Consider the following 19810-nt stretch of genomic DNA (forward strand, 5'->3'; position numbering starts at 1 on the left):
AAACACGTAAGTCCCAGCACCATAGGCAGGTTGACCAAAGAACATGCAACTTCGCGTCCAGGCGAGACTTCCCATTCCTGTCCGAGCATGTTAGGAGTGCGGCACTCGAATGCTGCATTGCAGCATGATATCCCCCGAGCATTAAGCGATCCGATGTAGGCTGATCCACCACATTCATATGTCTTGCCGCGCCCATTCGGGCCTGCGGCACGCATGGTGTTGATCGGCCCAATCCAGCTCGCTGCCGTGCGCCTCGCGCACCTATCTCCTTCTTCCCATTTCTAACTCTCGGCCTCCTTGGCCGGAGAGCGCCTTGGAGTTTCCAGCCTATGTCTTTCGCTCGCCTCCGCTCCGAGTGGTTCGGCAACATTCGTGGCGACCTTCTCGCAGGTCTCGTCGTTGCCCTCGCCCTCATTCCCGAAGCCATCGCCTTCTCGATCATCGCCGGCGTCGACCCCAAGATCGGCCTCTACGCGTCGTTCTCCATTGCAGTCATCATCGCCTTCGTGGGCGGCCGCCCGGGCATGATCTCGGCCGCCACCGCAGCCACGGCCGTGCTGATGATCACACTGGTGAAGGAGCATGGGCTGCAATACCTGCTCTTTGCGACGATTCTGGCAGGAGTCATCCAGGTCTTGGCGGGTCTTCTCCGCCTGGGTCATCTCATGCGCTTCGTATCGCGTTCCGTCATGACGGGCTTCGTCAACGCGCTGGCGATCCTGATCTTCATGGCCCAATTGCCTGAGTTGATCGGGGTCCCGTGGCTGACCTATGTGATGGTGGCAGGCGGGCTGGCCATCATCTACCTGTTTCCTCGCCTCACGAAGGCCATTCCTTCGCCGCTCGTCTGCATCGTTGTCCTCACTGCCATTTCACTGGCATTCGGATTGGATCTGCGCACCGTCGGCGACATGGGCGAATTGCCCTCGACCCTGCCTGTCTTTCTGCTGCCGGACGTGCCTCTGAATCTGGAGACGTTTCTGATCGTCCTGCCGTATTCGGCCGCCGTAGCCGCTGTCGGTCTTCTGGAATCCCTTATGACGGCCTCCATCGTCGATGAGCTGACCGATACGCCCAGCGACAAAAACCGGGAATGCATCGGCCAAGGCATCGCCAACTTCATCACCGGCTTCCTTGGCGGCATGGCAGGTTGCGCCATGATCGGCCAATCGGTCATCAACGTGAAATCCGGCGGGCGTGGACGTCTCTCCACCTTCAGTGCCGGGATCTTCCTTCTCTTCCTGATTGTCGTTCTCGGCGACTGGGTCAGCATCATCCCCATGGCAGCCCTCGTGGCAATCATGATCATGGTGTCCATAGGGACTTTCAGCTGGACGTCGCTCAAGGATCTGGCCGTTCATCCGCGCCGATCCAGCATCGTCATGCTTGCGACCGTCGCCGGGGTTGTCTTCACCCATAACCTCGCCATCGGCGTCCTAATCGGTGTGCTTCTGTCGGGCATCTTCTTCGCTTCCAAGGTGGCGCAGATCTTCCGCGTGACTTCGACCGTTTCCGAAGACGAGCTCGAGCGGACCTATATCGTCGAGGGGCAGGTCTTCTTTGCCTCGGCCGAGGACTTCACGGCCGCCTTCGACTTCAAGGAAGCGCTGGAGCGCGTCCGGATCGATGTGAGTCGCTCCCACATTTGGGATTTGTCCGGGGTGGCTGCACTCGATACGGTCGTCCTCAAGTTCCGCCGCGAAGGCACCGAGGTCGAGATCATCGGCCTCAATGAAGCGAGCGCGACGATCGTCGATAAGCTCGCCATTCATGATAAGCCCGGCGCCCTTGAGCGCCTAATGGGCCACTAAGGGAGAAATGCCATGACCAAGATACTCGCCTTCATCGACGGGTCCATCTACGCCCAGAGCGTCTGCGATCTTGCTGCCTGGGCGGCGAACCGGGTTTCGGGCTCAGTCGAGGTACTGCACGTCTTGGGCCGCCGTCAGGTCGCCAGCGCACCGGCGGATCTGAGTGGAAACCTGAACGTGGACGAGCGCGACGAGCTCCTGACGGAGCTGGCCGCCCTCGACGAGCAGAGGTCCAAACTTGCGCTCAGGCGCGGACGGCTCCTGCTCGACGAGGCCAAGGCGCGCCTGAAGGACGCCAACGTCAAGGAGGTATCCACCAAGCTCCGCAACGGCGATATCGTCGAGGCGGTCGGGGAATTCGAGGCGGACGCCGACCTCCTGATGATCGGCAAAAGAGGCGAGGCTGCCGATTTCGCCAAGGGACACCTCGGATCGAATCTGGAGCGGGTCGTTCGCGCCAGCCATAAACCGATCCTGGTGGCCGCACGGGCTTTCCGCCCGATCAGCCGCGTCCTCATCGCTTATGACGGCGGCGCCAGCGCCAACAAGGCGGTGGAGCATGTGATCCGGGATCCTCTCCTGAGGGGCCTGGATTGCGAGATGCTCATGGTCGGCGCCCGGGAGGGCGAGCCTCGCTTCCATCTGGATGCCGCCGCAGGACGGCTGCGGGACGCCGGCTTCAAGGTTCAGTCGCACCTATTGCAGGGCAGCCCCGAGGAGGTGATTGGGGACAAGGTCGAGAAGGATGGGATCGACCTTCTCGTGATGGGAGCCTATGGCCACACCCGCATCCGCAATCTCGTCGTCGGCAGCACGACCACGGCCATGATCCAGCGCTGCAAGATCCCGGTGCTGCTCTTCAGGTAAGCTCCGAGGTTCCGGGAGACGAGCAACATCAGGTTTTCCGGTTCGTCTTCCTGAAACTGCGGACAGGAAGCGGCCGGCTCAGAGTTCGAGGATTCCGTAAGGGCGACCAGTCGGCTTCTCGATATGGGAAGCCACGTTGTAGACGGGCTGTCCTCCGGGTGTCCGGCCCTCGTACTTTCCGATATGGGCATGGCCGTGGACGACGGCGCTGACCTTGAAGCGGTCTATGATCTCGGCCAGACGAGACGATCCCAGGAACGGATAGATCTCCAGCGGCTCGCCTTCGATCGTCTCGGTGATCGGAGCATAGTGAAGCACGACCAGGGAGCGCTCGCTGCGCACGGCTCGCATGGCGTTCTCCAGGCGCAGGGCCTCATTGACCGTCTCCGAGACGAATTGCTTGTAGGCCGGCTCTCCGAAGGCTCCGAGCATCCGGCGGCCGAAGCCCCCGGCAAAGCCTTTCACACCCACGAAACCGACTCCTCCGATCTCGACGGAACTGCCATCGAGAACGTGGACGCCCGCATCCCGGACGATCTGGGTCACCTTCTCGACTTGACCGCACTCATAGTCATGATTGCCGAGCACCGCCACCACTGGAATGGTGCAATACCTCAGATCCTCTACCAGGATCTCGGCCTCGCGCGGCTTGCCCAGATCCGTCAGATCACCCGCGAGCACCAGAACGTCCGCATTCTCTGAAATCTCGGAGAAGAGTTCTCGGTGAGGTGCTTTCTGGGTCTCCTTGATATGAAGATCCGCCATAGCCGCAACCTTCAGCGGGCCGTTCTTACCACTCATCAATATCTCCTCTCTTTCCGCATGCCTCCCTCCACCGCGAAGGCCGGTGGCCGGCACTCTGCCGTCGCGACCGGTGAGCCGGATACGGTCCTGCAGACCAGAGCAAGAGGCCGCTCCGACGACCTCAAATAGGGCTCGCTCGTTCTCACCCAAGATCACGGTGTACGAGAAAACGGATCAATAGTTCCATGCTCCCGCGACCCGCCTTCGCTCAGGAGGCGCCCGGAGGGGCAAAGAAACAAAGGACCTGCTTTGCGGGGTTTTCGCAGAGATGGAACTTGCCGCCCGGAGAGGGCTTGGCGGCATCCCGTGGGACGACCCGGCCGTCCCAGAGTTCCCAGCCGGCGATGGATTCCAGAACGGTTTCTCCATTCGCCTCGATCAGGGCGCGGCAATCCTTTTCGCTGCAGCAGGTTATTGGATACCAGTCGTGGGCATCCGTGACCGATACGCCGCTCCCCCAGAAGAAAGCGAACGCAATGGCAGATCTCGATATGCGTGCCACGTCACCCTCCCGAGCGATGCCCACGCTAACGTTGGGGCACCGCAAAGGTTCACAGGAGGATATCGACCTTCGTACCATTTGGCTCGGAACGGGCCGGACGTGACGAGAGTGACAGGGTAACAGCCATTCTGTAACCACAATTGCCGTAGACAGGCCGTAACGGTCCGGAGGCAGCCCACGTGTCATTTTCTCTCATTTCTGCTCCCATCCGGGCAGCCTCGACGATTCTTGCCGACACCTTCACGAGCTTTTCTCGAAACGACGGGATGGCGCTTGCCAGTCACGTGGCCCTGTCGCTCGTGATCGCGCTCTTTCCGTTCCTGGTCTGCGTTGCTGGGCTCGCGGGTTTGCTCGGAGCAGGGCGTATCTCCGATCACATCATTCACCTTCTTTTCGATTTCTGGCCCAACGGCGTGGCTGGCCCCCTCGCCAAGGAGGCGAACAAGGTACTTCTCGCCCGCAGCAGCCTTTTGACCATCGGCGCCGGGCTGACCATCCTGGTGGCGGCGAATGGGGTCGAAAGCTTGAGCGTGGCCTTGGATCGCGCTTACGGGGTGCAGCGCTCGCGTCCCTGGTGGCTCAGACGAATGATCGGCGTTTCGTTCGTTCTGATCGGGGCGGGCGCTCTGGTCGCATCGGCGGTCCTGATCGTCCTGTGGCCTTCGATATGGCGAACGACCGCCTCCTACGTGACGGACCTGAAAGGCGTCAGGGTGACCTACGACACCATCCGTTTCAGCCTCGCCTCGGTTGTTCTGATCATAGGCCTCTTCGTGACCCATCTCTGGCTTCCCGATGAGCGCCCCCGCCTGCGCGATGTCGTCCCTGGCATCACCATGACCGTTCTCCTCTGGTTAGGAAGCGCTACGCTCTTCGGCGAGTACCTGGCGCGCTTCACGCACCTGAAGACAACCTATGGCGGTTTGGCCGGCATCCTGACGGCTCTGATCTTCCTGCAGTTATCCGCGGCCATCTTCATCCTTGGTGCGGAACTGAATGCGGCAATCGGGCGGCGGCGGAAGCGGAAGCCCGCTCTCACCCCGGTGAGCGGCGGCTTGGAAGACCTCGACGCGAGTTCAGTGGCTTGCTGATCCGGCCTCTCCGCCCGCGGCAGAGGCCCGCGCGGGCTCATGGGAAACCATTGCAGGACTGATGAGGACCGGGACAGCCCTGATGACAAAGGCGGCTTGACACATCGCCAAGCGACTTCCTACACTTCTTGTCATATGACGTTATATGACCTCTCATCCTGATCGGCGGCCGGTTGAAAATTGGCCCTTATTGGGTGCTCAGGTCTTGAGGATCAGACCAGCTGACTTGGCACGACTGCCACATGGCAGAAAGCCTCGCCAGAATGGTCGGATGAAGGGAGTGCCGTCCGTGCTTGAAACAGCTCTTCGCAAACCGAAGTTGATCGACTCGGTCAATCCCGCCACAGGCAAAGTCATTGCGAGTTTCGAAGAGTACCAGCCCGATGATATCGAGCAGGCTCTCGAGGAGGCCTCACAGGCGCAGCGGGCGTGGGCACACGTACCAGTCAGCGAGCGGGTCAGGCTCTTGACGAAGGCTGCCAAGGTTTTGCGTTCGAGGAAAGCGCACTACGCCAGCCTCATCACATCGGAAATGGGAAAGCCCATCCTCGAAGCCGAGGCCGAGGTCGAGAAATGCGCCTGGAACTGCGACTTCTACGCCGCACAGGCTGAGCGCTTCCTAGCTCCCGAGCAGGTTCCCAGCAATGCATCGGAGAGCATGGTCGTCTTTGATCCGTTGGGCGTCATTCTCGCAATCATGCCCTGGAACTATCCCTTTTGGCAGCTCTTCCGCTTCCTCGCCCCTGCCCTGGCGGCCGGGAACGGTGCGGTCCTGAAGCATGCCAGCAACGTGCCTCAGTGCGCTCTGGCCATCGAAGAGGTGCTGCGGGACGCCGGCGCCCCCACGGGTCTCTTTCGTACGCTCATCGTCGGAGCCTCCGCAGTCGAGGGCCTCATCGAGGATCCACGCATCGCCGCGGTGACCCTTACGGGCTCCACCGAGGTCGGAAGTCTGGTCGCGAGCCAGGCAGGCCGGCAGATCAAGAAACAGGTGCTGGAACTCGGAGGATCGGATCCGTTCATCGTTCTCGCCGATGCCGATGTGGAAGCGGCAGCGGCGGTAGCGGTCCGAGCCCGCTTTCTGAACGTCGGACAGAGCTGCATCGCCGCAAAGCGCTTTATTGTCGAGGAGAGCGTGGCCGATGCCTTTGCCGCGGCCCTGTGCGCGAAAGTCGAGGCACTCGTCGTTGACGATCCCATGAGACGCGACTGCAATATCGGCCCCATGGCGAGGGCCAATTTGCGCGACGACCTGCACTCGCAGGTCGAGCGCTCCGTCGCAGCCGGAGCCGAACTACTTACGGGCGGGCACCCCCTGGATCGACCCGGTTTCTATTATGCACCGACGGTTCTCGACCGTGTTACCCCCGATATGGCAGCCTTCGTCGAGGAAACCTTCGGACCGGCCGCAGCGATCATTCGTGTGCGGAATGCGGAGGAGGCAGTCGAACTCGCCAACAGGACGGAGTTCGGCCTCGGCGCCGCCCTTTGGACGGGCGATCTTGAGCGAGCCCGGGTTCTTGCCCGCCGTATCGAGGCAGGCGCGGTGTTCATCAACGGCATGGTCGCGTCGGATCCGAGACTTCCCTTCGGCGGTATCAAGAAATCCGGATACGGACGCGAACTCGGGGTCTTCGGTATTCGCGAATTCACGAACATCAAGACGATCTGGATCGGCCCGGCGCAGGACGCGACCCGCGTGACCTTGTCCGAGTGAACGAAACGAAAGGGTGGAGACGAGGCATGAGTGAGACGAAGGCAGCGGCTGGTGCGGTTTTGCGCCCTGCCGAAATCAAACCGGCCGACCGCGGAGGCGGGGCGCGGACCATCCCTCTCGTGACAAAGGGGATCGGCTCCACGAGTCTCCTGAATGGCATCACATCCTTCGAGCCGGGCGCGGCGATCCCTCTCCACAGCCATAACTGCGAGGAGAGCGTAATGATCCTCGAGGGCCGTGCCATCGCCGAGATCGATGGTATGGAATATGAGCTTGGTCCGCACGACACGACCTGGATTCCCTCCGACGTGCCGCACCGCTTCCGCAATGCATCCGACACGGAACCGATGCGTATCTTCTGGACCTATGCCTCGGTGGACGCGACGAGAACACTGGTCGCAACGGGAGAAACCCGTCCGGTTGCCTCCGAGCATGCCAAGAGAATTGCTCCATGAGCGCACTCACGGCCACAATCACCACCTCGGATCGGGTCCCCAGCGCCGCAATCCGAACCTTCATCGAGCAGGCGCTTCGGAAGGTTGGCCTTCCTGAAGCCGACGCCGCGAAGGTCGCCGAGCTCATGACCGAAGCCGATCTGACCGGGGCCGATGCCCACGGCATCTTTCGTCTGCCTCAATATGTGCAGCGCATCCAGGCTGGCGGCATCAATCCGAAGCCCGTAATCCGCGTCGAGCGGACAGCTCCCGCAACGGCCCTCGTCGACGGAGACAATGGCATGGGCCACCTCGTGATGTCCCGTGCCGCGGAGGCTGCCATCGAGATCGCGCGGGAAAACGGTGTTGCCTGGGTCGGAGCGCATCACTCAAACCATGCAGGACCGGCAGCCCTTTATGCCACCATGCCCGTGGAGCACGGAATGATCGGGCTCTACTCCGCTGTAGCCAGCGCCAATCACATGGCGATCTGGGGCGGCGTCGAGGCCTTGTTGGGGACCAATCCGCTTGCGGTAGGCATTCCTGCGGGAGAAGAGCCTCCGGTCATTCTCGATATTGCGACGACGATGGTGTCCTACGGCACCATCAAGAACTATGCCCTCCAGGGAAAGAGCATTCCTGAAGGATGGATGATCAACCGCGCGGACGGAACTCCCCTGAAGGACCCCAAGCGCAGCAGCGAAGGGCTCCTCCTGCCCATCGGCGGGTACAAGGGCAGCGGACTTGCATTGATCCTGGGCCTTTTGGCCGGAACATTGAACGGAGCGGCCTTCGGGCGCGACGTGGTTGATTTCAACGCCGATGCGACCACGGAAACGAATACGGGGCATTTCATCGTCGCCATCGATGTCTCCCGCTTCACGCCGCTTGAAACGTTCAAGGCCGAGGTCGACCGTCATCTCAGGGATCTGCGCAATTCGGAGAGGCTGCCCGGCTTCGACGAGATCCGCATTCCGGGCGAGCAGCGAGTGGTTCGCTATGAGAGCCGCCAGCGGGACGGCGTCCCACTCTCTCCCGAGCTTCGCCAAAAGCTCGACGGCTTGGCGAACCAGCTTGGAATTTCCTCCCTCCAGGCTTAACCGTTCAGATTGTTCTCATTCATGACCGGCAAAGGCACGGGAGTCTTTGCCCAATAGGGAGGCCGTGATGATCCTCGAGATCGCGCAGATCGACGTAAAGCCAGGCATGGAGGCTGATTTCGAAGTCGGCGTGACCAAGGCGGCTCCGCTCTTTCAGCGGGCAAAAGGCTGCATCAGCATGGAGCTGCAGCGCTCCATCGAGAAGCCGAGCCGATACCGCCTGTTCGTCCAGTGGGAGACCCTTGAGAACCACACGGTCGACTTCAGGAGCTCCGAAGACTTCCAGGAATGGCGTCGCCTCGTCAGCCATTGCTTTGAAATCGCTCCCGAAGTCGAGCATACGCAGCAAGCCGTCAAAGGCTTCTGAGTTCAAGCGCTGCTTATAACGACAAAAGGCCTGCCCCAGGAAACCGGGGTAGGCCTTTCCACTTGAGCATTATCGACTATGCAGCAGCCAGGCCGAGCTCCGGCTCGAGCGGAAGCTGCACGGGGCGCTTGAGCTTGGCGGACAAATCGAGCGCCTTGGTCAGCATGAGATTCCGGTGTGCCTCCGCAGCCGTTGCGGCTTGTGTCGGCAGTCCGAGCGAAACCCGATTGAGCCAGGAATCCGTTTCCTCGCGCATGGGCCCGCGCAACTCGCCCAACGCCATGTCTCCCGGTGGGTAGCTGCCGAGGAAGTCGACGAGACGCCGCTGATCCGGCGCATACCCTTCCGATTGGGGTGCAGACACGGCCATCACGATGTCGCGGTGTGTGTCGTCGATCGTAATCACGCCATCCGTGCCGTTGATGCCGACCTCGAGGCTGTAGACCGCACCGGGCCAAGTCACGGGCAGCGCCCAGGAGATGTTGAGGTGATAAACGCTGCCGTCCGAGAACATGATCATCCCGGCGGTGGCATCGATCCCGCCATATTCCGGCCCCAGCACCTTGTCGACAGAACGGGCATATACCTCGACCGGCGTCTTTTCCTCCATGTACCACATGACAATGTCGAGGGCATGTGTCCCGGAGATCACCATCGGCGAGATCGTCGATGGGTCGTCGGTGCGCTTGTAGTTGTCGATAGCGACCAAGCGGTTCATGAAAGCGCGTGATGTGACGAGCGTCACGTCCCCGAGGGCTCCGACCCGCACCTTCTCCTTGGCCGAAAGCCATTTGCGGCGGAAGCGCTGAGTGTAGCCGACCACCGCGTCGATCCCGGCTGCCTCGATGGCCTGCAAGACCCTTGCCGACTCGGCTAGGTCAGTCGCCAGCGGCTTCTCGATCAGCATCGGCACGCCGCGTTCCACTGCCGCCATGATCGGATCGACATGGAGATGCTCGTCCGTTGCGATGATGACCGCATTGACCTCAGGACGCCGCAGGAGCTCACGGTAGTCGGAGGTGACGAAGTCGGCGCCGACTTTGTCCGCGACCAACTTGGCCCGTTCGGGGTTGATCTCTGCAATACCGATCCACTCGACGGCGGGATGGCGCGCGGCCACCTCACCCCGGAATAATCCGACGCGTCCTGCGCCGATGATCGCAAGACCGATGCCTTTAGCCGACTTTTTCAAGTTTATGTCCTCCCTTTAGATCCGCGATGGCTGCAATCGACCGATTAGAGAGCGGCAGGTCGACAGGCTCGTTGATTTCCGCCGACAGGTCGGCAGCCGTATAGGCCTCCATGACCATGCGCGCGTGCTCAGGGGCCACCATCACCGGTCTGTCGAGAAGGATGGATTCCAGGAAGTGGATCGTCTCAGGCCCCATCTGGCCCGCAAAGACGTGGTCCACCTGCTCGCCCGGCATGGTCGACATGGGATAGCGCGTTCCTTCGGAGACCGTGTTCAACCAATTGTCCCGATGGGTGTCGTCGAGAATGAGCGCCCCCTCGGTCCCGGTGATCTCGATCCAGGTCGAGCTGAAATTCGGGTAGCTCGGCGGCAGGTTCCAGCCGCCGCCGATGACGACGAGCGTCCCATTGTCCATGGTGACAGTCGTCCACATGCAGTCATAGGAGCCGTTGATAGCCTCCATGTAGCCATACGCGCCTTGAGAGTAGAGCCGAACGGGCCTGGCCGGCTCCAGCAGCCAGAATACGAAATCCAGGTCGTGGGTCGACTCCATCGCGGCCGGAGAAAGCTTGACGCGAGAGGCAATTTTCTTGCCGAGGCTGCGCGACAGATGGCGGCTCACCATCACGTTCACGACCTTGCCGAGCGTTCCATCGGCGATCTTTTTCTTCGCAAAGGCAATTTTCGGGTTGAAGCGCTGCGAATAGCCGATGGTAAACTTGACGTTGTTGCGCTTGGCAATGGCGATCAGTTCGTCCGCCTCCCACATCTCAAGTGCGATCGGCTTTTCCAGCATCACATGCTTGCCGGCCTTCAGGCAGTCGCGCGCAATCGGGAAATGGGTCGGTTCCGGCGTCGTTGAAATGAAGACCACCTGAATGTTGTCGTTCCGGACGATATCCTGATAGTCGAGCGTAGCCGTTGCCGGGTTCGTGAGGGCCTTGACCTCAGCCAGCCGATCGGGGCGAATTTCACAGATATGGAGTTTGTCCACCAGCGCGGACCGCGCCAGCGTCTCGGCACGGATGCCGCCAACCCATCCGGTGCCGATCACCCCGACTTCGACCTGCTTCATTTTTCTTTCGCCTTCCTTTTTCTCAGTGCTTAAGCCTGGCGGTCGGCCGCCGGCAGTGTTTCAAACCGTAAAAGCGATGGCGCGGGTGCGGGCACCACTGGCGCTTTCGACGGGAACAGGCATATTGCTCGCCGCCGAGATGCAGATCGCTTCGAGCGTAGCGATATTCGCAACCTTCTGCCCATCGCTGAAAGGATAACGGGTTCCGTTCTCTACGGCATCCGCGAAGACCTCGAGGTTCCTGCGCACCGTGTCCTCCCAGGGAAACTCGATCATATCGTGATACCCGTTGCGGTGCTGGTAAGTCAGCGTGGTCAAGCCCGGCGTGTCGGGGTGGGTATGGTTGCGGATTTCCACCCACGCGTCAGAGCCGAAGACCGTCATACCGATGTAGAGAGGAGTGACGAGAATCGCATTGAGGTAGCCTGTGGCCCCGGACGCGAAACGCATCTGGACGGAGACCACATCTCCATTGGAACGCTTCGATACCCGCTGCGAAGTCTGCGCATAGACTTCGGCAATGGGTCCGAAAAGATCGAGATAAAGATCAGTCAGGTGGATCCCCATCGCCGTCATCCCGGCTGCCGGCGCATCAGCGGGCGAGGCTCTCCAGTCGCTTTCCGAAACATTTGCAAGCTTGTCATGGCTGAAATTGGCCTCGACATGCATGATGGTTCCGAGAGCGCCTTCCTTGACCATCCGGCGAAGCTCGATCGACGCCGGCTCGAAACGACGCTCGTGACCGATCCCCAGCAGAACTCCGGCTGCACGGCAAGCCTCGACCGAAAGCTCGGCATCCTCCCGCGTCAGAGCCAGAGGCTTTTCGCAGAAGACGTGCTTTCCGGCGGCGGCGGCAGCCAGGACCTGCTGCGTATGCATGGAATGCGGCGTGCAGAGAATGACCGCATCGATAGTAGGATCGCTCAGCACGTCGTCCCAATCCGTCGTGAAGCGAAGGCCATGCTCTGCCGCAAAAGCGGCATGAGCATCGGAGGAGTCGAGAGCGACAATGAGCTTGAGCTTCTGCGAACCCTTCATGCGTCGGACAATGTGCTTGCCCCACCACCCCAGACCCACGATTGCCGCTCGAATCATAGTTCCCTCCCGATAGTGCCGCCCCTACTCCGACAGAAAGCTGCAAACCGTTTTGTTGAAGGCTTCAGGATTCTCGACATTGGCGAGGTGCGCGGCAGCCGGGATTTCGATGAAGCGAACGCCCGGGATACGCTCCGCCATGGAACGCATCTCAGTGGGATGCGGACCGTCGGCAGCCCCGACCACGAGGCAGGTGGGACACCTGATCTCGGACAAACGATCCTTGTAGTTCAGGGCACGCAAGGCTTCCGTCGCACCGATATAGCCCTCTCTCGACGTTTCGAGAATCATGCCGCGCACCCGCTCGACTCGGTCGGGCCGGGTGTTACGCGTCTCCTCGGTCAGCCAGCTCGGGATCGTGATCTCGGCAATGGCCTCCATCCCCTTCTCGTGCAGAATCTTTTGACGGTCGGTCCACATGTTCCTGAAGAAGTCCGGAGCATCCGAGCGACAGTCCGCCGCAACGATCCGGGTCACGCGCGACGTGTGGTCGAGCGCCAGTCCGAAGGCCGTCATGCCGCCCATGGAGAGGCCGAGCACCGCCGACCTCTCGATCCCGAGACGGTCCCAGATGGCGACGACATCCTTGGCAAGCTGATCGAAGCTGTAGGGTCCCTCGACAGGCTCGGAGCGCCCGTGCCCACGCGCATCGATGCGCAGGACCCTGAAAGTCTTCGTCAGCTCCGCGATCTGGTCGTCCCAGAGTTCAGCCCGGGTCGCGAGAGAGTGGAGACATGTCAGCCAAGGCTTCTCCTCGGGACCATCGATCAGGACCCGGAACTCCGCTCCATTCGCGGATACGCGCATTTCCTTCTGCATCGTCATCACGCGGCGGCCGTTGCCGAGACAATCGAGCTGTTGACGGCAGGCAGGACCTTTTCCGCCATCAGCTCCATCGATCTGACGGCAAGATTGCGGTCCGCCCAGTCATGCCCTGCATAAAGCAGGGTGCCGAAATCGCCGATTTCATCGCGGAAGGCCAAGAGATCGTCCGTCACCTTCTCCGGCGTGCCCCAGATGATCAGCTGGTCGACGACGCTTTCCACAGTGACGGAAGAATCCGGCGCGTTCTGGTCCGCCTTGAACAGATTGGCGCGGCCATTCTTGATCAGCTTGGTGGCGAGTGACCGGTAGTAATTGTAGTAGGGGCTTCCCGGTTCTGTGGCGTAGCGCCGGGCGGTCGCCATGTCCTCGGCGACGAAGATGCTCTTCGCGACGCGCCAGTTCGCCGGATCCGCGATACGCCCGCCCTTCTCGCAGCCCTCCACATATTTCGGCCAGTGCGATTTGACCCACTTCGGCAGAAGGAAGTTCGCCGAAATCGGATCCCAGCCGCGGGCCGCCGCCTCGCTTACACCCTTCGAGAAAGGCGCAACGGCAGTGACGACGATCGGGGGATGCGGCTTTTGGTAGGGCTTGTGGATGTAGCCTTGGCCCAGTTCCGGAATGTGGGTGCGCTCGGTCGAGATCGTCCAGTGCTCGCCCTTGAGGTTGTAGGGGGGCTCTCCAGCCCAGATGTTCAGGATGTGATCGATGGCCTCAACGAACATCGCGGTGCGATCTTTGTCGAGGTTCCCGAAGACCTCCGCATCGGAAAGAAGTCCACCCGGGCTGATGCCCATGATGAACCGCCCCTCCGCCATGTGGTCGATCATGGCGACCTCACCTGCAACCATGGCCGGATGGTGGTTGGGCAGGTTGATGGTGCCGGATCCCAGCTTGATGTTCTTCGTCTCGTTCAGGAGCCACGCAATGAAGATCAGCGACGACGAAATCGTCTCTGCCGCGTCCGTGACATGCTCGCCGAAATAGCCTTCAACGAAGCCGAGACGGTCGGCGATGAGCGCCAGCTCGCGATCCTCCTTGAGTGTCTCCGTGAGATTACGTTCAACCGGATGGATCGGCATCGTGAAGAAGCCTAGCTTCATGAGCAGCACTCCCTTTGGACGAATGAGGATCGTCCTGTTGTCCGCGCCTCTGAGGCGGTTTCTGGCTGTTGGAACTGTGACGGAACGCAGAAGGAGCCTGCGCTGAAGATGAGCGGCTCGCCGTCCCGGTAGACGGCTCTTTCGACCCGTCCGATGAAGATCAGGTGGTCGCCGCCCTCGACGATGCTGTGAGTGGAGCACTCGAAGGTGGCGATGCAGTCGTCCAACACGGGGCAGCCGCCAAGGCCGATCTCATGCGGAACGTCCTGAAACTTGTTCTGGGAGGGCCGCGCGAAATGCTGACAATGGTCGTGCTGATGCGCACCGAGAACGTTCACGACGAAGTGCCCGGAAGAGCGGAAACTCTCGAGAGATGGAGCCCGCTTCTGCAAGCTCCAGAGCACCAGGGGCGGATCGAGCGAAACCGACGAGAAGGAGTTGGCCGTCAGTCCCTCCAGCTTGCCGGTCGGCGAGCAGGTCGTGACGACGGTGACGCCGGTCGCGAAGCGCCCCAGTGCCTGGCGGAGATGGCGAGGGTCCTCGACCTTACGGGGACTCATCTGCTGGGTCATGTGATCGGATCATCCTATGCTTGCCGACGCTGAGCCGGGCGATGGGAGGATGGCTTTAATCTTGAAGATAACCTCGACTCGTCAGACGATAAAATGATATGATCTACTTCTCGCCATTATAGATCGTGATAGCCCAATGCTCGAGAGCCTGCGCGATATCCGTCTGTTCGTCGCCGTTTACGAGGAGCGCTCGTTCACTGCGGCGGCGACTCGCGAGAATGCCACCCAGTCGGGGGTGTCCCAGCATGTTCGCAAGATCGAGAGTCGCTTCGGGGTCAAGCTCTTCGCCCGTGGTCCAGGCGGCGTGATCCCGACACCCGCAGGGGACAGCTATTATCGACACTGTATCGATGTGCTCCGCAGCAACGAGGCCGCGACGCGGGCCCTGATGAACTTCGGTAGCGGTCTCGAGGGGGAAATCACGGTCGGCCTCATGCCGACGATGACGCGATGCGCCATGGCCCCGGCCCTGGCCAAGTTCATGGAGGCTCATCCCAACGTGGTGGTGCGCATCACCGAAGCCTACTCAGCCGTGCTGACGCAGCAGGTCCGAGCGGGAGAACTGGATTTTGCCGTTGTTCCCGCCTTTGCCGATGCGATGGGTCTTAAGAGCCGTCTTCTCGCCCGGACGCCGGAGGTTCTCGTGTCCAAGGGGCAACTCGACGTCCGGCATATGGCTCCTGTGCGTCTGTCCGACTTGGGCACGCTGAAGATCGTGGTGCCGACCGGACAGAATACGCGCCGACGCAGCCTGGAGACCTATTTCTCCTCCAATGGGGTCAAGATCGGCCGGATGTTGGAGCTCGATGCCATGCTCGGCACCCTCGATCTCGTCGCAAGCTCCGACTGGGTTACGGTCCTTCCCGGAGTCATGATGGCGAACGACATCGCGAGCCGGCACTATGTCATCAATCCGCTGGCACAGCCGTCCCTGGAAACGGATCTCGTCCTGATCGAACCGGCCCGGCAGCCGCTTTCCGCTGCAGCAGAAACCTTCCTGGCGGTGCTGGAGCAGGAAACCCTTCGCCTGAATGCCCTTTGGAACGGAGTGGAACAGGTGCGTCAGCCAGTCTGAGACCGTCGTTTTTCATTTAGTTTTGCCCCTGGGACATGTCTCCGCTGCAGCGCAGCATATTGCATGCTGCGCCGCCCAAAGTATAAGGCGGCGCGATAGAGCAATTCTGTGCCTCCTGGAGTCCAGTACTATGTCCACCGTCAGCGTTCTGAAGCCCTTCTCGAGCCCCTTCGGGGGCTTTGCCCTCGTGGGTCGAGTCGTGAAGCTTCTGCGCGAGATCCTTGCCGAGACGCATGCGTTGCGGGAAGATCAGCGTCGCCAGCATCCCTCGCTGGAGTGGTAGGGTCCCCCACCTCAAGCGGGTGGAGAGGTCGCCGGGCGCGCGGGGTCCAAGGGCAGGAGCCTGCGCTCCTCCTCCCCAGACAGAGGAGCCATGAGGCTGTAGCTGATGAGAGGCAGCAATCCGAGAAGCAGGATTGCGAGAGCCCAAGAGCCGGTCTGCTCCACGGCGAAGCCGAAAGCCACGCCCGCTCCGGCGCTCACGACACGGATGACGGTTCCCTGCAATCCGATGGCCAAGCCGGCTCGGGCTTGACCTGCCATCTCGGCCGCGGCGGTCATGGCGAGCCCGTTCCAGCTGAGGGCGAACACTCCTGCTGCGACCAATGCAGGAATTAGCAACGGCAGAGGTGCATCGATCAGCAGCGCGGAAGCCATCAGAGCCGAGGCCAACCAGAGCGCCTGCTTGCGGATCGGCGGCAACCGTCGACCGGAGCGGTCCGAAAGGCGGCCGACCAACACGCGCGCCGCGCCTCCTCCCAGATTGATGGCTGCGAGCACAAGTGCCGCCGGTCCAAGGGCGATTCCACGATACTCGTTCAGGAGCAGAACGACGAAACCATTCATGGCCACCTGGCTGCACACCAGAAGTCCGGAGCAGAAGGCAAGACGCCAGAGCACGCCGTCGCGCAGGGGCGATAGCGGAACGACGAGGCTGATTTCGCCGCTGGCGCCTGGAGACGAAGACAACAGCAGAGCTGCGCACACAGCTCCGAGCCCGGCCGCTCCCGCAAGCGCGAAAAGGGCCGCATCGAGCCCCGCGGCCGCGGCGATCAGCGGGAGCGAGAGAGCAGCCACGGCACTTCCCAGAGGGATCGCCATCTGACGAATGCCGAGGGCAAAGCCGCGCTCCCGCCGGGAAAACCAGTGCATCACGGCACGGCCTGAGGCCGCGGAAGCTGCGGAACCAAGCGCACCGGCCAAGATCAGCCAGAGAACGAGTTCCGTGACATCCGCAGCCTGAGATGCGGCAATGATGGCAACAGCACTGCCACCGAGACCGGCGGCGATCACAAGGCGCTCGCCCCAGCGATCCGCGAGCGCCCCCCAGAGCAGGAGCGTGCTCATGATGCCCCAGTTTGAGGAAGCGAGAACCAATCCGATCTCGGGGAGCGTCAGATCGAAACGCGTTCGCAGAATAGGGCCGAGGGCCGGCAACCCGTGCTGCAGGGCAGCGAGAGCCGCCTGAGCAAGAACGCCGACCGACAGAATGACCCACCGATAGCGATGTCCGCTCTCGCGGCTCGACGGAGCAAACTCACCAGGAGAGTGAGCTTGCTCCGGCCGTTCGCCTCCGTGGGTCGGCATCGGCTGCTAACCGGCTTGGGCAGCTCGCTTGACGGGAGCGCCTTGCTGCCCAAGGAGCACCGCTGCCGCTTCGCCCAGGATAAGGTTGCGCTCCTCCGGCGTCGCCCTCAAGGCACGGATCTGCCGGACACCGTCCATCGTCCCCATGTCGAACGGGTAGTCGCTGCCGAGCAGTACGTGGTCGGCGCCGAAGGTGTCGACCAAGTAACGCAGCGCCGGCTCGAAATGCAGGATGCAGTCGAAATAGAGACGGCGGATGGAGACCTCCGGAGGCTCCTTCAGATTGACCTTGCCCTCGGCGCGCACGTCATATCCGTGGTTCATGCGCCCGGTCTGATAGGGCATGAAGCCACCGCCATGCGCAAAGCAGAACTTCAGGTTTGGATGGCGCTCCAAGACACCCCCGAAAACCAGTGATGCGGCGGCGATCGTCGTATCGAGCGGATTCCCGATCAAGTTCTTGAGATAGTAGGATTTGAGCCGGTCTCCGGCTGCGGTTTTCTGCGGATGGACCAGGATGAAGGCGCCGAGCTCTTCCGCCGCGGCCCAAAGCGGCTCGAGAGCCGGATCGTCCAGATTGCGCCCTTCCACGTGGGAACCGATCTGAGCACCGCTGAGGCCCAGCTGCGTCATGGCCCGGCGCAGTTCGGTGACCGCGCGCTCGGGATCCTGCATCGGCAGCGTGGCGATGCCGAGGAAGCGGTCCGGATGCTGGCGCACGATCTTTGCGATCTCGTCGTTCTGAATGGACGACAGGGCCGCGGTCAGGGCAGGATCTCGGTCATAGAGGAAGGTCTGCGGACAGACGGAGAGGACCTGCATGTCCACTTCCGCCTGGTCCATGTCCCGCAGGCGGAGTTCCAGATCCCAAGCCCCGCGGGGAAAGGGACGCTGGACGATGCTGCCGACTTGGAGCACCCCGCCATGCTCGTCGACCTCGCTCAGCGTCGGCCCGATATCAGGCGCCTCGCGCCGCATGAGGCGCATCATCTCCTCAGTGAGGATATGCGCATGGACATCGATGGTACGAACGGAAGTCATGGGGATTCCTATTTGGTTGCGATGGAAATGGAGCCTTCGCGCCGGTTGCGGCGGGCGACGCGACGGCGCGTCAGCATGTTCAGCAACGGGAGCAACAGAGAGCCTATGACGAGGAGGAGGAGGATCGCCGACAGCGGGCGCTGCACGAAGATCACGAGGCTCCCTTCCGAGAGCATGAGAGACTGTCGCAGCGACGACTCCATCAGCTGCGCCAGCACGACTGCGAGCACGACAGGGGCTCGCGGCAGATCGGCCTTGATCATGAGATAGCCGACCATTCCGAAGAAGAGCGTCAGGCCGACATTGAACAGGCTCAGGGTCGTCGCATAGGCGCCGACGAGCGAGATCACGAGGATGCCCGGCGCCAGATACTCGTAGGGGATCCGCAGCAGTGCGGCGAATACCGGCGCAAGCGGCAGGTTGAGGATCAGCAGGATGATGTTGCCGACGAACATGCTGGCGATGAGCCCCCAGACGAGATCCGCCTGCTCGACGAGAAGCGTGGGGCCGGGGCGGATGCCCTGAAGGACCAATGCCGCGAGCAGCACCGCCGTCGATGCGGATCCCGGGATGCCGAGTGCGAGCATCGGGATGAGAGCTCCGTGAGCTGCCGAGTTATTGGCTGATTCCGCGGCCGCGACACCATCGAGAGCGCCCTCTCCGAATCGTTCCGGGTGTTTGCTGAAGCGCTTTTCCGTGACATAGGCGAGGATAGAGGCCACGGTCGGCCCCGCACCCGGCATCAGCCCGATGAAGAAACCTAGAAAGCCCCCGCGCAGGATGGCGACGCGGCATTCGGCCCAGTCCTTCGCACTGAGCCACATGTCGCGCAGCCGTGTCTTGATCGGCTCGGAATCGTAGCTTCGCTCCAGGGAGGCCAGAACTTCGGCGACACCGAAGATGCCGATCGCCACCGGCAGGAAGTCGATGCCGTCGAGCAGTTCCGTGACGCCGAACGTCAGACGGGAGCTTCCGAGGATCGGGTCGGTGCCGATCAGCGCGATCATAAGGCCGAAGACCGCCATCAGGATCGCCTTGAGCGGAGAGCCCGATCCGATGCTTGCCGTGGCCGTGATGCCCAGGGTGGCGAGAAGGAAATACTCGGGAGACGAGAAGCTGAGCGCGAACTCCGCCAGTGGGGGAGTCACGAAGACCAGAGCGGTGACGGCTCCGATACCCGCCAGGAACGATCCGATGGCTGAGACGCTGAGAGCGGCACCGGCCCTGCCCTTCTTGGCGAGCTTGTGACCGTCGACCGCCGTCATGACGGAGGCTGCCTCGCCGGGCACGTTGACGAGCACGGATGTCAGGGTCCCGCCATACATGCCGCCATACATGATGCCGGCCAGCATCATGATTGCGGTGACGGGCGGAATGCCGAAGGTGATCGGCAGGAGAAGTGCCATGCCGGCCGAGGGGCCGAGCCCCGGCAGAGCGCCGATCAGCTGGCCGAGGCAGACGCCGATGAAGATGAACATGAGGTTCATCGGCGCCAGAGCCACCTGAAAGCCTTGGCCGAGAGAAGCAAGTGCATCGATCATCGAATACGATC

19 protein-coding genes are annotated in these 19810 nt (G+C 61.8%); 9 read left to right on the forward strand and 10 right to left on the reverse strand.

Annotated features, from left to right (window positions below):
• Nucleotides 1–329 precede the first annotated feature (329 nt).
• Nucleotides 330–1811, forward strand: a complete 1482-nt coding sequence (locus LGR44_RS03345; protein ID WP_226737239.1) for a SulP family inorganic anion transporter — start codon at nt 330–332, stop codon at nt 1809–1811.
• A 12-nt stretch (nt 1812–1823) separates the two neighbouring features.
• Nucleotides 1824–2678 (forward strand): universal stress protein, encoded by an 855-nt coding sequence (locus LGR44_RS03350; RefSeq protein WP_226737242.1) that lies wholly within the window; start codon nt 1824–1826, stop codon nt 2676–2678.
• A gap of 78 nt (nt 2679–2756) precedes the next feature.
• On the opposite strand, the gene LGR44_RS03355 is transcribed toward LGR44_RS03350, so the two are convergent.
• Entirely contained in the window at nt 2757–3479 is a 723-nt protein-coding gene (locus LGR44_RS03355; RefSeq protein ID WP_226737243.1) for a metallophosphoesterase family protein, read from the reverse strand.
• 684 nt (nt 3480–4163) lie between these two features.
• On the opposite strand from LGR44_RS03355, the gene LGR44_RS03360 reads away from it, so the two are divergent.
• From LGR44_RS03360 to LGR44_RS03380, 5 genes are all read left to right on the forward strand, one after another.
• Nucleotides 4164–5075: a YihY/virulence factor BrkB family protein gene (locus LGR44_RS03360; protein WP_226737245.1), complete on the forward strand. Its 912-nt coding sequence runs from the start codon at nt 4164–4166 to the stop codon at nt 5073–5075.
• A gap of 319 nt (nt 5076–5394) precedes the next feature.
• Nucleotides 5395–6792, forward strand: coding sequence for an NAD-dependent succinate-semialdehyde dehydrogenase (locus LGR44_RS03365; protein WP_226737923.1), 1398 nt, complete (start codon nt 5395–5397; stop codon nt 6790–6792).
• A gap of 26 nt (nt 6793–6818) precedes the next feature.
• Nucleotides 6819–7247, forward strand: coding sequence for a cupin domain-containing protein (locus LGR44_RS03370; RefSeq protein WP_226737247.1), 429 nt, complete (start codon nt 6819–6821; stop codon nt 7245–7247).
• Nucleotides 7244–8326: an Ldh family oxidoreductase gene (locus LGR44_RS03375; protein ID WP_226737249.1), complete on the forward strand. Its 1083-nt coding sequence runs from the start codon at nt 7244–7246 to the stop codon at nt 8324–8326. The genes LGR44_RS03370 and LGR44_RS03375 overlap by 4 nt, the downstream gene beginning before the upstream one ends.
• 67 nt (nt 8327–8393) lie before the next feature.
• Nucleotides 8394–8693 carry an antibiotic biosynthesis monooxygenase family protein gene (locus LGR44_RS03380; protein ID WP_226737252.1) on the forward strand — a complete coding sequence of 100 codons (300 nt, stop codon included), beginning with the start codon at nt 8394–8396 and terminating at the stop codon, nt 8691–8693.
• A gap of 76 nt (nt 8694–8769) precedes the next feature.
• On the opposite strand, the gene LGR44_RS03385 is transcribed toward LGR44_RS03380, so the two are convergent.
• From LGR44_RS03385 to LGR44_RS03410, 6 genes are read right to left on the reverse strand one after another with little or no spacing between them, the layout of a single operon-like run.
• Entirely contained in the window at nt 8770–9885 is a 1116-nt protein-coding gene (locus LGR44_RS03385) for a Gfo/Idh/MocA family protein (protein WP_226737254.1), read from the reverse strand.
• Nucleotides 9869–10960, reverse strand: coding sequence for a Gfo/Idh/MocA family protein (locus LGR44_RS03390; protein WP_226737255.1), 1092 nt, complete (start codon nt 10958–10960; stop codon nt 9869–9871). Before LGR44_RS03390 ends, LGR44_RS03385 begins: the two co-directional genes overlap by 17 nt.
• Nucleotides 10961–11020: 60 nt before the next feature.
• Complete coding sequence (locus LGR44_RS03395) at nt 11021–12055, reverse strand: Gfo/Idh/MocA family protein (protein WP_226737257.1); 1035 nt, start codon at nt 12053–12055, stop codon at nt 11021–11023.
• Nucleotides 12056–12079: 24 nt separating this feature from the next.
• Complete coding sequence (locus tag LGR44_RS03400; RefSeq protein ID WP_226737259.1) at nt 12080–12862, reverse strand: alpha/beta fold hydrolase; 783 nt, start codon at nt 12860–12862, stop codon at nt 12080–12082.
• Between the two features lie 17 nt (nt 12863–12879).
• Nucleotides 12880–13983, reverse strand: a complete 1104-nt coding sequence (locus LGR44_RS03405) for an LLM class flavin-dependent oxidoreductase (RefSeq protein WP_226737261.1) — start codon at nt 13981–13983, stop codon at nt 12880–12882.
• Entirely contained in the window at nt 13980–14555 is a 576-nt protein-coding gene (locus tag LGR44_RS03410; protein ID WP_226737263.1) for a flavin reductase family protein, read from the reverse strand. The genes LGR44_RS03405 and LGR44_RS03410 overlap by 4 nt, the downstream gene beginning before the upstream one ends.
• Before the next feature lie 136 nt (nt 14556–14691).
• Here LGR44_RS03410 and LGR44_RS03415 point away from each other — a divergent pair, with 136 nt between their 5' ends.
• Nucleotides 14692–15630 (forward strand): LysR family transcriptional regulator, encoded by a 939-nt coding sequence (locus tag LGR44_RS03415; protein ID WP_226737265.1) that lies wholly within the window; start codon nt 14692–14694, stop codon nt 15628–15630.
• 130 nt (nt 15631–15760) lie between these two features.
• A complete protein-coding gene (locus tag LGR44_RS03420) occupies nt 15761–15913 on the forward strand; it encodes a hypothetical protein (RefSeq protein WP_226737267.1) in 153 nt (50 codons plus the stop codon).
• 11 nt (nt 15914–15924) lie between these two features.
• On the opposite strand, the gene LGR44_RS03425 is transcribed toward LGR44_RS03420, so the two are convergent.
• The 3 genes from LGR44_RS03425 to LGR44_RS03435 are packed head-to-tail and all read right to left on the reverse strand — an operon-like array spanning nt 15925 to nt 19799.
• Nucleotides 15925–17217, reverse strand: a complete 1293-nt coding sequence (locus tag LGR44_RS03425; RefSeq protein WP_226737269.1) for an MFS transporter — start codon at nt 17215–17217, stop codon at nt 15925–15927.
• 6 nt (nt 17218–17223) lie between these two features.
• Nucleotides 17224–18258, reverse strand: a complete 1035-nt coding sequence (locus LGR44_RS03430) for an amidohydrolase family protein (protein ID WP_226737271.1) — start codon at nt 18256–18258, stop codon at nt 17224–17226.
• A gap of 8 nt (nt 18259–18266) precedes the next feature.
• Nucleotides 18267–19799 carry a tripartite tricarboxylate transporter permease gene (locus LGR44_RS03435; protein WP_226737273.1) on the reverse strand — a complete coding sequence of 511 codons (1533 nt, stop codon included), beginning with the start codon at nt 19797–19799 and terminating at the stop codon, nt 18267–18269.
• Nucleotides 19800–19810 lie beyond the last annotated feature (11 nt).

The sequence above is a fragment of the Microvirga lenta genome, assembly GCF_020532555.1.
Classification (GTDB): domain Bacteria; phylum Pseudomonadota; class Alphaproteobacteria; order Rhizobiales; family Beijerinckiaceae; genus Microvirga; species Microvirga lenta.